The 13,873-nt window shown below is 70.2% G+C and carries 10 protein-coding genes and 1 pseudogene; 5 read left to right on the top strand and 6 right to left on the bottom strand.

Translation table 11 applies throughout. The annotated features are described in order from the left end of the window. The first annotated feature begins 283 nt into the window (after window positions 1-283). Both dctA and asnB read left to right on the top strand, forming a co-directional pair. A pseudogene (dctA, locus tag H0E82_RS14065) lies at window positions 284-1,686 on the top strand (C4-dicarboxylate transporter DctA). A gap of 314 nt (window positions 1,687-2,000) precedes the next feature. Further along, window positions 2,001-3,704 (top strand): asparagine synthase B, encoded by a 1,704-nt coding sequence (asnB, locus tag H0E82_RS14070; RefSeq protein ID WP_180546064.1) that lies wholly within the window; start codon window positions 2,001-2,003, stop codon window positions 3,702-3,704. A gap of 311 nt (window positions 3,705-4,015) precedes the next feature. Here the strand turns inward: asnB and H0E82_RS14075 are convergent, their stop codons facing one another. Continuing rightward, window positions 4,016-4,564 carry a cytochrome b gene (locus tag H0E82_RS14075; protein ID WP_180546065.1) on the bottom strand — a complete coding sequence of 183 codons (549 nt, stop codon included), beginning with the start codon at window positions 4,562-4,564 and terminating at the stop codon, window positions 4,016-4,018. A 255-nt stretch (window positions 4,565-4,819) separates the two neighbouring features. Here H0E82_RS14075 and fabV point away from each other — a divergent pair, with 255 nt between their 5' ends. Then, window positions 4,820-6,031: an enoyl-ACP reductase FabV gene (fabV, locus tag H0E82_RS14080; RefSeq protein WP_180546066.1), complete on the top strand. Its 1,212-nt coding sequence runs from the start codon at window positions 4,820-4,822 to the stop codon at window positions 6,029-6,031. A gap of 66 nt (window positions 6,032-6,097) precedes the next feature. Here the strand turns inward: fabV and H0E82_RS14085 are convergent, their stop codons facing one another. Continuing rightward, window positions 6,098-6,874 carry an arylamine N-acetyltransferase family protein gene (locus H0E82_RS14085; protein ID WP_180546067.1) on the bottom strand — a complete coding sequence of 259 codons (777 nt, stop codon included), beginning with the start codon at window positions 6,872-6,874 and terminating at the stop codon, window positions 6,098-6,100. A 181-nt stretch (window positions 6,875-7,055) separates the two neighbouring features. Here H0E82_RS14085 and H0E82_RS14090 point away from each other — a divergent pair, with 181 nt between their 5' ends. Continuing rightward, on the top strand, window positions 7,056-7,664 hold the full coding sequence (locus H0E82_RS14090) for an alpha-ketoglutarate-dependent dioxygenase AlkB (protein ID WP_180546068.1): 609 nt from the start codon (window positions 7,056-7,058) through the stop codon (window positions 7,662-7,664). A gap of 2 nt (window positions 7,665-7,666) precedes the next feature. Here the strand turns inward: H0E82_RS14090 and H0E82_RS14095 are convergent, their stop codons facing one another. Together H0E82_RS14095 and H0E82_RS14100 are read right to left on the bottom strand one after the other, a co-directional pair. Further along, window positions 7,667-10,213 carry a penicillin acylase family protein gene (locus tag H0E82_RS14095; RefSeq protein ID WP_180546069.1) on the bottom strand — a complete coding sequence of 849 codons (2,547 nt, stop codon included), beginning with the start codon at window positions 10,211-10,213 and terminating at the stop codon, window positions 7,667-7,669. Window positions 10,214-10,346: 133 nt separating this feature from the next. Further along, window positions 10,347-11,705, bottom strand: coding sequence for an Hsp70 family protein (locus H0E82_RS14100; RefSeq protein WP_180546070.1), 1,359 nt, complete (start codon window positions 11,703-11,705; stop codon window positions 10,347-10,349). A 197-nt stretch (window positions 11,706-11,902) separates the two neighbouring features. On the opposite strand from H0E82_RS14100, the gene bfr reads away from it, so the two are divergent. After that, on the top strand, window positions 11,903-12,400 hold the full coding sequence (bfr, locus tag H0E82_RS14105) for a bacterioferritin (RefSeq protein WP_180546071.1): 498 nt from the start codon (window positions 11,903-11,905) through the stop codon (window positions 12,398-12,400). Between the two features lie 238 nt (window positions 12,401-12,638). On the opposite strand, the gene H0E82_RS14110 is transcribed toward bfr, so the two are convergent. Together H0E82_RS14110 and H0E82_RS14115 are read right to left on the bottom strand one after the other, a co-directional pair. Continuing rightward, a complete protein-coding gene (locus tag H0E82_RS14110; protein WP_180546072.1) occupies window positions 12,639-13,328 on the bottom strand; it encodes a thiopurine S-methyltransferase in 690 nt (229 codons plus the stop codon). Window positions 13,329-13,362: 34 nt separating this feature from the next. Beyond that, entirely contained in the window at window positions 13,363-13,602 is a 240-nt protein-coding gene (locus tag H0E82_RS14115) for a hypothetical protein (RefSeq protein ID WP_180546073.1), read from the bottom strand. Between the last annotated feature and the right edge of the window lie 271 nt (window positions 13,603-13,873).

The following is a 13,873-nucleotide window of genomic DNA, read 5'->3' on the forward strand; positions in this document are numbered from 1 at the left end:
ATGGGCGAGGGGGGCATTGCTGAATCCAGGTGGGAGGCGGTGACGCTCGTGCGGGTGCCCAGTTGCAACTGGGCGGCCCGCTCACAGTGCCCGGCGCATGTGTGTGCCGTCTCGATCATGCGAGCACGGGTGCCGAGAGCGTGCCTGTATCTGCTGCCCGGTGTCCCACCATCTGCCAGCGCCGCGGATATCGGTGATGACCGATGATCGTTCACGGCCTGGGCGGTCGATCTAGTCCCATCGGGTGAGTTTTCCCGGGCCCGTCCTCTGGCAGGCTTGCCGCATGCAGACCGAAACCGCACCCCAGCCTCCGATCACGTCACCCACGCCCGGGCCCCCGGCCCGAAAGCCGCTCTGGCAGCACCTGTATGTCTGGGTGCTGATCGGCATCACCGCCGGCATCGTCATCGGCCTGACGCTACCCGAGGTGGGCGCGCAGATGAAATGGCTGGCCGACCTGTTCATCAAGCTGGTCAAGGTGGTGATCGCGCCGACGATCTTCGCGACCGTCGCCGTCGGCATCGCCGGGCTCGGCAACCTGGCCAAGGCCGGCGGCCTCGCGTTCAAGACCGTCGTGTATTTCAACGTGACCACGGTGTTCGCGCTCGGCATCGGTCTGGTGGTGATCAACCTGTTCGGCCCCGGGCGTCGTCTAGGCCTGGATATCACTACCTTCGATGCCTCGGCGGCGCAGGGCACCCTGGCCAGCGCCGGCGCGGCCGCGGGCGAGGGGCTGACCGGCTTCCTGCTGCACCTGGTGCCGAGTTCGTTCTTCGGCGCCTTCGTCGAAGGCCAGCTGATCCAGGTGCTGGTGATGGCGATCCTCGTCGCCTGCGCGATCACGATGCTGGGCGAGCGCGGCCGGCCCGCGGTTGCGGCGCTCGACACCATCGCCCAGGTGATGTTCGGCGTGATCAAGATCGTGATGTGGTTCGCGCCGCTGGGCGCGATGGGCGGCATGGCCTTCACCATCGGCGAGTACGGCGGCGCGATCCTCGGCTCGCTCGGCTACTTCATGCTGAGTTTCTGGCTGACCTGTCTGCTGTTCCTGTTCCTCGTGCTCGGACCGATCTGCTGGTGGTCGGGCTTCAGCATCTTCAAGTACATCCGCATGATCCGCGACGAACTGCTGATCGTGCTCGGCACCTCGTCGTCGGAAACGGTGCTGCCGCGCATGCTCGCCAAGCTCGAAGGCGCGGGCGTGCCCAAGTCGGTTGTCGGCCTGACCATTCCCACCGGCTATTCATTCAATCTCGACGGCACCGCGATCTACATGTCGATGGCGCGATCTTCATTGCCCAGGCCTTCGGCATCGAGGTGCCGCTCGGCACGCAGATCGCGTTGCTGGTGTTCATGCTGATCTCGTCGAACGGCGCCGCCGGTGTGTCCGGCGCGGGTCTGGTGACGCTGGCGGCCTCGCTGGCGGCGTTCGAAAGCGTGATTCCGCTGGCGGGCATCGCGCTGATCATCGGTATCGACCGTTTCATGTCCGAAGGCCGCGCGTTGACCAACCTCACCGGCAACGGCATCGGCACGCTGGTCGTCGCACGCTGGACCGGCCAGCTCGACCGGGAGCGCCTGGCGGAGGTGCTCGACAATCCACGCCTGGTCGACCCCGAGCGCCTGGCCGCCGAACGTGCCCAAGCCGCCACGCCGCCCGACGGGATGCCGGCCGGCACGCACTGAGCCGATGGCCGGATCCGCGCCCGGTCACCTGGTCATTCTTAGGCGCCCGTTGCGTCTGCAACGGTTGCGCATCCCCGACCCAGCCGCTAGCTTCGTTCCCATGGCCCGTCCCGCTGTCACCGGCAATCGCAACCGCAACGTCCCGCGCACGAATAATCGTGCGCGGCCGACGCGGGTGTGGGAGCAGGCGTAGCAGGATCGCAGGACACGCCAGGCTTCAGACACAGACCCGCATCGGCCGCGATGCGGGTTTTTTTTGTGTCCGCATCCGGCTCCACCGACATCGCGATCCACGACATCCCAGGAGCTCCACCATGTGTTCGATCTTCGGCATCTTCGGCCTGCAACCGGGCGACGACGCGTCCTCCCTGCGCCGGCAGGCCCTCGAGTGTTCGCAGCGCCAGCGCCATCGTGGCCCCGACTGGAGCGGTGTGCACGTCGACGACCGCGCGATTCTCGTGCACGAGCGTCTGGCCATCGTCGACCCGGCGGGTGGCTCGCAGCCGCTGCTGTCCGAGGACGGCGCGCTGGTGCTCGCGGTCAACGGCGAGATCTACAACCATCAGGCGCTGAAGACCGAGCTGCGCGTGCCGTACGCGTTCCAGACCGCGTCGGACTGCGAAGTGGTCAGCGCGCTGTACCGCGAGCACGAGGCCGACGGCAGCGGCCCGTCCGCGTTCCTGGAACGCCTCAACGGCATCTTCGCGTTCGCGCTGTGGGACCGCGCTCGCGGCCGTGCACTCATCGCCCGCGATCCGATCGGCGTGGTGCCACTGTACTGGGGCCACGACCGCGAAGGCCGCCTGCGCGTCGCGTCGGAAATGAAGGCGCTGGTCGATACCTGCGCCGATGTCGCGCAGTTCCCGCCCGGTCACTGGTACGACAGCGCGACCGGCGTGCTGACGCAGTACTACAAGCGGCCGTGGCGCGACTTCGATGCGGTCGAGGGCGTCGACGTGTCGCTCGACGACGTGCGTGAGGCCTTCGAGGCCGCCGTGCATCGCCAGCTGATGACCGACGTGCCCTATGGCGTGCTGCTGTCGGGCGGTTTGGACTCCTCGCTGGTCGCCGCCGTCGCCGCGCGCTACGCGCGTCACCGCATCGAAGACGGCGACCGCAGCGAAGCCTGGTGGCCGCGCCTGCATTCGTTCGCGATCGGCCTCGAAGGTTCACCCGATCTCGCGGCCGCGGCGATCGCCGCCGAGTCGCTGGGCACCGTGCATCACGGCTTCGAATACACGTTCGAGGAAGGCCTCGATGCGATTCCCGATGTGATCCGCCACGTCGAGACCTTCGACGTGACCACGATCCGCGCGTCGACGCCGATGTTCCTGCTCGCGCGCCGGATCAAGGCGATGGGCGTGAAGATGGTGCTGTCGGGCGAGGGCAGTGACGAGATCTTCGGCGGCTATCTGTACTTCCACAAGGCGCCCGACGCGCGGCAGTTCCACGAGGAGCTGGTGCGCAAGCTCGACGCGCTGCACACCTTTGATTGCCTGCGCGCGAACAAGTCGATGATGGCCTGGGGCGTAGAACCACGCGTGCCGTTCCTCGATCGCGCATTCCTCGATGTCGCGATGCGCTTCGATGCCGCGCACAAGATGATCCACCGCGGCAGCGAGGGCTTCCAGCGCATGGAGAAGGGCGTGCTGCGCGCCGCGTTCGACGGGCATCTGCCCGACGAGATCCTGTGGCGGCAGAAGGAGCAGTTCAGCGACGGCGTCGGCTACGGCTGGATCGACGGGCTCAAGGCGCATGCGGACGGCCAGGTCAGCGATCGCGAACTCACGGCGGCGGCGAGCCGGTTCCCGCACAACCCGCCGCAGACCAAGGAGGCGTACTACTACCGCAGCGTCTTCGAGCGCGAATTCCCGTCGCCGGCTGCGGCGGCGACGGTGCCGGGTGGCAAGTCGATCGCGTGTTCGTCGCCGGCGGCGATCGCCTGGGACGCGGCGTTCGCCAATGCTGCCGATCCTTCGGGTCGCGCGGTGGCCGGTGTGCACCACGCTGCTGCCTAGCGACGAGGCGGCGGCCGCACGCGTTGGTGCGCGGCGGGACGTGCGCCGTGATGCCCGGTGCGCACGCTGATCGATGGGCCCACGCACGCGCATGACGTGGTCCCGGTCTCGCGCCGCACGCAGGAGCGCGCTCGCGCGCGAAGAGGCTCCCAGGTGAAGCCCATCGCGCCAGCGCGCTCCCACGTGGACTCTGCTGGTGCAGGCCACCCGCGCGAGGCGCATCCGCTCAGCGCACCGTGCGACAGATTCGCCGGCGCCATCGCCAGGCGATCCGCCAGGACATTGGCGCTCCTACAGAAAAGACAGACGCGTCAGAGCTTTCCGGCCATCCGCGCGAGCGTCGCATCGCGCCAGAACACGTGATGCAGCACGACCATCGCAACGTGCCCGGCGATCACTGCGAGCAGCGTCCACGCGAGCGCGCCGTGGGACAGGTTGGCCGGCGCCATCATCCACGCGATCTGTTCGCCGGTCCGGGGAAACAACGGCACGCCCCAGGGCGCGAAGCCGCGACCGCTGCCGTATTCGCGCAGCAGGGCCACGGTGGGGATGTAGGCCATCAGCGTGTAGAGCAGTGCATGGCCCAGTCCCGCCAGACGGCCGATCGCCGTGCGCGGATGCGGCGGCCGACGCCGCCATTGCGACAGGCCCCAGGCGCCGCGCAGCAGGATCGCCAGCATCAGCAGCGTGCCGACCGGTTTGTGCGTGCCGACGAGAAACGCAGTCACCGGATGCTTGCCCAGGGTCAATTTCACCGTCATCCCGTTGAACTGCCAGGCGAACAGGGCGGCCATGCCCCAGTGCAGCACGCGGCTGACCAGTCCGTAGCGCAGCGGTGAATCGGTCCAGCGAGACGGCATGCGTGCAGCCAGCGGCGGAAATCCGGCCCACAGTTCAGCGGCGAGGCCGCGTGCTGTCAGTCATCGCGGACGGCTCTGCACGCGCTTCCGTCGGCGCGCCGGTCGTCTCGCGGCGTGCGTTCCGGAACACGGTGCGCATCCGGATCGGGCCGTGCAGCGGGACGTGGCCAGCCGCACCATCGGCCCCCGTACGGGACCGGCGCGACGGCAGCCCGTAAACTGCCGCCACGTTTCCACGACACACGGGCGATAGCAGTGATCATCCATCCCAAGGTCCGCGGCTTCATCTGCACCACCACGCATCCGACCGGCTGCGACCACAACGTGCGCGACCAGATCGCGGCGACGCGGGCGCGCGGTGTGCGCACCAATGGTCCGAAGAAGGTGCTGGTGATCGGCGCGTCCAGTGGCTATGGCCTCGCGGCCCGCATCAGCGCCGCCTTCGGTTTCGGCGCCGACACGCTCGGCGTGTTCTTCGAAAAACCAGGCACCGAGAAGAAGCCCGGTACGGCCGGCTGGTACAACTCGGCCGCGTTCGATCGCTACGCGAAAGACGCTGGCCTCTACAGCCGCTCGATCAACGGCGATGCGTTCTCCGACGCCGCGCGTGCGCAGGCGATCGAACTGATCAGGAACGAGATGGGCGGCCAGGTCGATCTGGTGGTCTATTCGCTGGCCTCGCCGGTGCGCAAGCTGCCCGACACCGGCGAAGTGAAGCGCTCGGCGCTCAAGCCGATCGGCGAGGCCTACACCTCGACCGCGATCGACACCAACAAGGACCAGATCATCGAGGCGTCGATCGAGCCCGCGACCGAGCAGGAGATCGCCGACACCGTCACCGTGATGGGCGGACAGGACTGGCAGCTGTGGATCGACGCGCTGCGCGAGGCCGGCGTGCTGGCCGACGGCGCGAAGACGGTCGCCTTCAGCTACATCGGCACCGAGATCACCTGGCCGATTTACTGGCACGGCGCGCTGGGCAAGGCCAAGGCCGATCTCGATGCGACCGCGCGGCGCATCGATGCGCAGCTCAAGGAGACCGGCGGCAGCGCGAACGTGGCCGTGCTCAAGTCGGTGGTCACCCAGGCCAGCGCGGCGATTCCGGTGCTGCCGCTGTACATCGCGATCGCCTTCAAGGTGATGAAGGACAAGGGCCTGCACGAAGGCACGCTCGACCAGCTCGATCGTCTGTTCCGCGACCGCATGTACCGCGCCGATGGCGCCGCGCCCGAGGTCGACGACGAGCACCGCCTGCGCCTCGACGACTGGGAACTGCGCGACGACGTGCAGGCGGAGTGCAAGGCCCTGTGGCCGCAGGTCACCAGCGAGAACCTCTTCGCGCTGACCGACTACGCCGGCTACAAGCACGAGTTCCTCAAGCTGTTCGGCTTCGAACGCAGCGATGTGGATTACGACGCCGAGGTGGATCCGGTGGCGGAGTTCGATGTGGTCGAGCTGCGCGACTGAGCGAACGCGCGACGCGCCGATCGCGCGTCGCGTACAGCGATGTGCGGGCTGCCGGGAGCCCGCGCTCTAGGGGGTGCCCGGTGCTGCGGGCACGGTCCGCACGATCCCGAACTCGCGGGCCAGCGCGGCAGGGATCTCCTCGTCCGGGAGCTCGTGCGCCTGCCGGCTGCCGTCGTGCGCGGTACGGATCAGGCGTCGCCCGCTGAGCGTGGTGCGTCCCGACCCCGTGGCGATCGTGGCGAGGGGTGCCTTGTGGAAATGCGAGGTGGGCGCATCCCGGTGGAACTCGAACATGTTCTGGAAGTCTTCGATGCGCCTGGGCAGGCGCTCGAACGCGAACCGCGGTGTCCAGGTGCCCTCCGCGGTCCTGCCTTCGAGGGTCCAGATGCCGCCGGCCTCCAGAAGGCGGTACTCGCCGCCGGGATCCGCGTGGACATGGCCCGTCACCAGCGGCATCGGCGTACGGAAGGACTGCCCGAAGCCGACATCCACCAGCCACGGTCGCTCGAGTTCGACGAGCAGGACGAGATGGTCGAACTCCGGCGAAAACCCGCCCGCATCGCGCGCCACCCGGGCCGACAGCAGGGTCGTGCCGAATCCCAGTGCGTGCAGCAGCGCGGCGAACAGGCCGTTGCATTCGTAGCAGAACCCGCCGCGGCGGGCCTCGACGATCTTCCGGAACAGGTGGTCGGTGGCCAAGGTCATCGGTTCCCGCCAGTGGATCGACAGGTTCTCGAACGGCACGTGCAGCAGATGGGCCTGGTGCAGATCGAGCAGGGCCGCGGCGTCCGCCTTGGCGGGCGGCGTCAGTCGCAGGCGTTCCAGATACCGCTCAACGTCCATCCGGCGCATCGCCCCGCCTGCCCTGTCGTGTGCGGCGCACTATAGCGGGCATCGGTGGTCGACGGGGCTGGACGCGGGCGCGCGCCGTCTCCGTCGGGCTGCCCACGGACGCAGGCACGCCGTCGCGTCACACGCGACCCGGATGCGATAGAACGACGGCTCCACTGCGACGCCGCGCGACATGGATCTCTTTCTTCACGACAGCGGGCTTCTCCGCCTCGTCGACGACGCCGAGAGCGGCGTGCGCTACTGGCCGCGCGCGGTCGATGCGCAGACCGCGGAGACATGGTTCGACGCCCTTCGCCGCGGTGCACGCTGGCAGACGCAGGCGCGCCCGATGTACGACCGCATCGTCGCCGTGCCGCGTCTGCTGGCCGCCTACCGCGTCGACGCTTTGCCGGCCGACCTGCCCCTGGCAGCGATGCTCGCGCTGGTGCAGCGGCTCGCGCCCGCGCCGTACACCGGTGCCGGACTGAACCTGTATCGCGATGGGCAGGACAGTGTGGCGATGCATCGCGACACCCTGCGCACGCTGGCCTCCGGGCAGCCGTTGGCCCTGGTGTCGCTCGGCGCGCCGCGGCGCATGTTGTTGCGTGCGCAGCAGGACGGTGCGAAGTCGATCGCCGTCGATCTCGCGCCGGGCAGCGTCCTGGTGATGAGCCATGCCTCGCAGCTGACCCATCTGCACGGCATCCCCAAGACCACGCGCCCGGTGGGTCCGCGGATCAGCGTGGTGTTCCGGGTGCGCGCGCCCGCGGCCTTGGACGAGGACCGCGAAGACGCGCCGTAGGCTCAGCGCGGCGCCAGCACCCGCGTGTGGACCGTGGCCTGCGGCAGGAACGGCGATGCGCGGCCCTGAACCCAGTCCGCATGGCCGGCGCCCCAGAACGGCGAGAACGGATGTCCGCTCTGGCCGCCCGGCATGTGTGCGATGCCGTCCGCTTCACGGCCCGGGGCGACCACCATGCGTTGCGAGGCACCGAACGCCGGGCCCTGCACGCGTGGCACGGTGGCATCGCCGGGCAGGGGCTCGCGAGGCATGCACAGCAGGCGTCGGCCGAGCAATGGAACCGCCGCGGCGAGCGGATGGCAGATCGCTGCGGTATTGCGCTCACCCCAGCTCCGCGCAGCCAGCGGCCCATCGGCGCCGAGACTGTCGCGCACCTCGCGTGCCGCGTCCTCGAGCAGCGCCTGCCAGGCATCGGCTGTCTGCGCGCACGGGCCGCTCTGGGTCTCGGCCGTGCAGGCGAAGCGACGCGGCGCGAGGTGCGCGGGGCGCTGTTCGAGCAGCGGCCACACCACGCCTTCGAAATTCGGCGGCTCCGGGGGCGTCAGCGCCGCGCCCAGCCGCGCACGGGCCGGAGCGAGCAGCCCGTCGGCGACACGGGCGTGCACCGCCTGCCGCCAGGCGCGCACGATGCGATAGCCCGCCGAGTCGACGCTGGCATGCCCGGTCCAGTCGCCCGTGGCATCGGCGAGCGCACGTAGCGCACTGCCGCGCTCCGAAGCGCCGGCGGCCGTGAGCAACCGGTCGCGCCAACGCGCCAGCAGGATGGCCCGGTCGTCGAGCTGGATCGCCAGCAGATCCGTCTCGGCGAAACGCGTGCGCGCGGCGAGTCCTTCGCGGATCTGCCAGGCACGGATGCCGAGCGCCGCGCCGCCGTCGCCGATCCGCGCGAAGTCCGCGCCCTCGACCACGCGACTGTTCGCGGTCCACAGGCGGTCGGTATCGGGCGAACGCAACAGCGGCGAGGCATCGGTCGCGATGCGCCATGGCGCGCAGACGTTCACCGCGGACGCCTGCGCGGACGGCGGAACCGAGACCGCGCTGCCGTCGCAGCCGGCGTCGCGCACCGGCAGGGGGCCGAGCAGGCGCCAGGCGATGGCGCCCGCGCGGTCGGCGAGGACCAGGTTCTGGGTGGGTGTGGCGGTGCGGTCGGCGATGGCCAACGCATCCGGCAGGTCGCCGGCATGGGCGAACTCGGCCAGTCCGAAGTTCAACGCGCCGGGCAGGTGCGCGGTCCAGCGCAATGCGAGCGCGCTGCCGTCCCCGTCGCGATGAAGGAGGGGTCCCCAGTCGCTTTCCTCCACCACCAGCACCTGCGAGGCACCGCCGGCGACGTCGATCCGCTCTTCGTAGGCGCGCACCGGCGTGCACGCGGCACCCCCGGAAGGCGTGGCCTCGGCGCAGGGCACGATGCGCTGCCAGTCGAGATAGTCGCCATAGCTGTTGGTGAAGCCCCATGCGACATGCGTATTGCTGCCCACGATGACCGCGGGCAGGCCGGGCAGGGTGAAGCCGGTGACGTCGACCCGGCCACCGGGCGCCCGCGGGTCCGGATACCGGAGGCGCGCCCGGTACCACAGGTTGGGCGCGCGCAGACCCAGATGCATGTCGTCGGCCACCAGTGCGCGTCCGTCGGCAGTCAGCGCGCCGGAGACCGCGAACTGGTTGCTGCCGCGCGCCGTGTCGGCGCCTGAGGATGCTCCGCCGGGGTCCGCGGCCGCCGTCGACGGCGCCGCGAGCGCCGGCGATGCGTGCGCATGCGCCCGGCGGACGCCGGGTGCGGCCTCGGCGGCGCCGGACGCCGCGGCGGTGGTCGGGCCGTCGACCGGCAGCGCGTCGAGCGTACGCAGGTCCACGGCATCGGCAGCGGGGAGAATCGCATCCCCCAAGGCCTCGCCGAACAAGGGCGCATCCCAGCGACTGCCGCCATGGGCCAGCAGTGCCAGTACGGCCGGCGGCAGCGCCGGTTGCAACCGGTGCATGGCCAGCTCGCGCGCATTGGCGCTGTCCTGCAGATCGAAATACATCGCGAAGCCGGTCAACGCCGAATCGGCCGGCGTCCATGGCTGCGGCGCCTGGCGCAGCAGCAGGTACGGCCAGGGTCGGACGCGCAGTGCGGCGAGCCCGGCATTGGCACCCTCGGCGTAGGCCCGGAGTTGCGTCAGGTGTGCGCCGGCGACGGTATCGAGCGATGCATCGACGCGCGCGCGCATCCGGTGCACGCGGTTGCGGCGATCGGCATCCAGGGCACGTTCGCCGAACAGCGCCGACAGCTCGCCGGCCGGCACCCGGCGCATGAGGTCCATCTCGAAATAGCGGTCCTGCGCGTGCACGTAGCCCAGTGCACGCATCGCGTCCGTCTCGCTGCCGGCGGTGATCGTCACCACGCCATGTGCGTCGCGCTCGATGGTCACCGGCGCGCCGAGGCCGGCCAGTGCACCTTCGCCGTCGAGCGCCGGCAGGCTGGCGCGCAGGGCGAGCCACAGCGTGACCGCGGCCAGAAGCAACACCACGACCAGGGCCGACACCCCCCGCAGGATCCACTTGCGCATCGTCAATCCCCGTCCGCGCCGGACGGGCGCCCGGTCCGATTATTCCATGCGCTCCATGTCGGTCCGGAGTGGCCGGCCGCGGGATCGGGCGGGGTGCCCGTCGACGTCGCGCGACCCGGCGCGCACATGCCCCTCAGGCGTTGCGCGCGTGCTCGGCCAGACCGGAGACGACGCCCAGCGACGGATCGCCGCGCACGATCCGTGCAGCCGGAAACCGCGCCTGCGCGGCCGCCTGGACATACGGTGCCCCGGACATGCCGCCGGTGAGGAACAGGCTGTCGGGCGGCGCGCCGAGATCCGCGCGGACTTCGTCGAGCAGCCCGCCGATGGTGTCGAGAAACCTCGCGCTCGCGGCTTCCAGATCGGCGCGCGTGGCGCTTACGTGCAGACCGGGTTCGATGTAGTCCAGGGCGTGGTCGGCACCGCCGTGCGCGCTCAGCCGCACCTTCATCGCCTCGACGCCGCGGTACAGGCGGGTGGTGCCGCCGTCGCGCTGCAGGGCCTGCAACCGCGGACCGAACGGCGCATCGACGTGACCGAAGTCGCGCGCGTGGAACTCCCGCTGGCGTGGCATGTCCTGCACGGTCGCCGCCTCGACGAAATGATGCACGGGAATGCGGCTGGCCCCCTTGCCGAACAGCGGCATGACCTGGGCCATGCTCAGCGCCAGGTCGACGTCCGTTCCGCCGTTGGCCACGCCCCAGGCGCGATGCACGCGCGGCGCCTCGCGACCGCCGATCTCGGCCAGGGCAACGTCGGTGGTGCCGCCGCCGATGTCGACCACCAGCGTCGTGTGCCGCTCGGGACTGCCGGCGTGGTAATGGAGCGCTGCGGCGGCAGGCTCCTCGAGAAACTCGACCGCGTCGAAGCCGGCCTGCGCGGCGGCCTCGCGCAGCAGGGCCAGCGCCTGCTCGCCCCCGGCCTCACCCAGCGAACTGCGAAACCGCACCGGCCGGCCGATCGTGGCCTCGCGCACGGTGGCGCCCAGCTGCTGGCTGGCGGTGAGCCGGATGTGTTCCAGGATGTGTGCGGCGATCCCGGTGATGGTGGTCTTCGCCCGCGGATGCAGGTTGAAGCCGAGCATAGATTTCGGCGACTGCACTAGGTGGCCGCTGCCCTCAAGCAGATAGCTTTCGATCGCGGCTTCGCCGAACACCGCGTGCTGAAGATCGGCCACCGACGCGTCGGCGTCGCGCATGCGGGTTTCCAGCCACTGCCGGCGCACGATGCGGATCGCGTCCCGGCGCGCCTGCACCGAGGAGACGGGCGTGCCGGCGCGGGTCCGGTCGTTACGCATCGAGCGCGCCAGCGCGTCGACGTCCGCCTCCATCGCCGCATCGAGCTCGAACGCCTCCGGATCCGGCAGCGTGGTGGGAAAGAACACCGCGGTGCGGAACTGGGGCTGCCCGTCGAAGCGCAGATGCACCAGGCGTTCGCCGATGCGCGCGGCCGCGGCGGAATAGCTGGTGCCGAAATCGATGCCGATCTTCATGCGGGGCCGGTGCGGAAACTGGCGCCGGAGTCTACGGCCATGCGCCCGCGCCTGCATGCCCCGCGTGGCACACGGGCATGACGCGGAGGCCGGATGGCGGTCGTCGCGTGAGAATGCGAAATGCATCTATTCGCATCCGATCACGTCACACGCGCCGCGGCTAGACTCCGGCTATTCCCCGTTGCACGAGTGCCGCCATGAAGGGTCATCCCGAAGTCGTCGACTATCTGAAGTTCCTGCTGCGCGGGGAGCTGGCGGCGCGTGATCAGTATTTCCTCCATTCACGCCGGTACGAAGACCTCGGCCTGCACCAGCTCTATGCGCGCATCAACCACGAGATGGAAGAGGAGACCCAGCACGCCGACGCGCTGCTGCGGCGTATCCTGTTTCTCGAGGGTGACCCGGACATGCGTCCCGACGCGTTCGAGCCCGGCCGTACCGTCGAGGAGATGCTGCAGAAGGATCTGGACCTCGAGTATCTCGTGCGCGAGAACCTCGCCAAGGGCATCGCGCTGAGCGAGACGCACGGCGACTACGTGACCCGCCAGGTCCTGGTGGCCCAGCTGTCGGACACCGAGGAAGACCACACCTACTGGCTGGAGACGCAATTGCGGCTGATCCGGATGATCGGCCTCGAGCGCTACCAGCAGAGCCGCATGGGCGAAGCCGACGGCACCCACGCCGGCACCGGCTGACCGTACCCGCGCTGCGTTCCTGCGGCCGGCCTCCACGCCCCTGCCGGCCACGGGCGTCGTGCCCTGTCGGCGCGGAAGCCGATTCTGCGATCGTCGGCAGGTGTGCGAACCGGGACGCGGCAGCCGCGCGTGGCCCGCCGCGGGGGTGCCGTGGCGCGGAGGCCGTGCAACGTCGACGCGGCCGCAACGCAGTGGCGTCGTGACAGGGGCGTCCTCGTCCGGAACCGAGCGTACGCGGTCAGTCGACCGATGCGCGCGGGGCGGCGCTGGTGTCGTGTCGTTCGAGCCGGTACACGGCGGTCGACAACGCGGTGACCCCGTCGGCGATGAAGCCCGGTTCGCCGGCCAGGATGTCGCGCCGCTCGAGGCAGGCGACATGCCAGTCCGCATCGAGCAGGGCGTGCACCTCGTCCTGTCCGACCGAGAAAGGCGGGCCCGCCTTCTGCGTCTGCGGGTACTCCAGCGTGACCAGCATGCCGCGGCAGCCGGGGGGCAGGCGGTGCCAGGCGCTGCCGGCATAGGTGCGGCGAAGGTCGGGCGGCAGGGCGATCAGCGCCGCGCGGTCGTAGACACCGGCGCAGTCGGCGAGCAGCGACGGCGCCAGCGCGAATGCATCGCCGACGATCAGCTCGAACGGTCCGGCGCTGTAGTGGCGCCCCGCCGGGCCGTCGACGATCCGCGGCGCCAGCCCGCGCTCCTCGAAGAACTGGCGCACCGCGAGTTCGGACAGCTCCACCCCCAACACCGCGTGTCCGCGGCCGGCAAGCCAGACCATGTCGAGGGACTTGCCGCAAAGCGGCACGAACACGCGTGCATCGGTGGCGAGGCCGAGCGACGGCCAGTGTGCGGTGAGCAGAGGCAGCGGCGCGTCGCGGTGGAAACCGATGCGATTGCCGGCCCAGCGGGCGTGCCAGAACTCGGGATCCATGCCTGTTCGACTCCGTTATCAGCCGGTCGCGCGGTCAACAGCGCCAGCGTCGCACGACAGCGTCGTCGTGGCGCTGCCCGAGCAGGCGCTCACCCGCGGGGGCGTCGTCGTGCACCTCGGCCAGCTTCGACGGCATCGGTGCATCGAGGCAGGTGGCCACGTTGTCGAAGCGACGTGCGACGTACGCAGGACCGTCGTGATCGAAGCGGAGCGCACCATCGGGCGCGTCGTGGTAAACGTGGTGTCCAGTGCCGAGGTCATCGTCGAAGTTCACGAGGTGAGGGGCCAGTGCCCCTTCCACGACGGAGCCGACAGGCCGCCGAGCGGGAGGCAGACCGTTCAATGGCTGCACCGGGTCGCCGACGGCCCGGGTGCGCGCCGCGCAGCGTCTCGCCGGGCCAGCGCACCGAAGGCGCCGAGCACGTGCCCCGGCGCTGAGCGAAGCGTTCGGTCCGCGCTCCAGCGCAGCGAGTGCCCGCGCGGCGGCCGGCGCGACGCCGGCATGGTCGCGTGGCCGGCCTGCAGCGCGGCACGGGCTGCGATCA

Source organism: Luteimonas deserti (assembly GCF_013425765.1).
GTDB classification, from domain to species: domain Bacteria; phylum Pseudomonadota; class Gammaproteobacteria; order Xanthomonadales; family Xanthomonadaceae; genus Luteimonas; species Luteimonas deserti.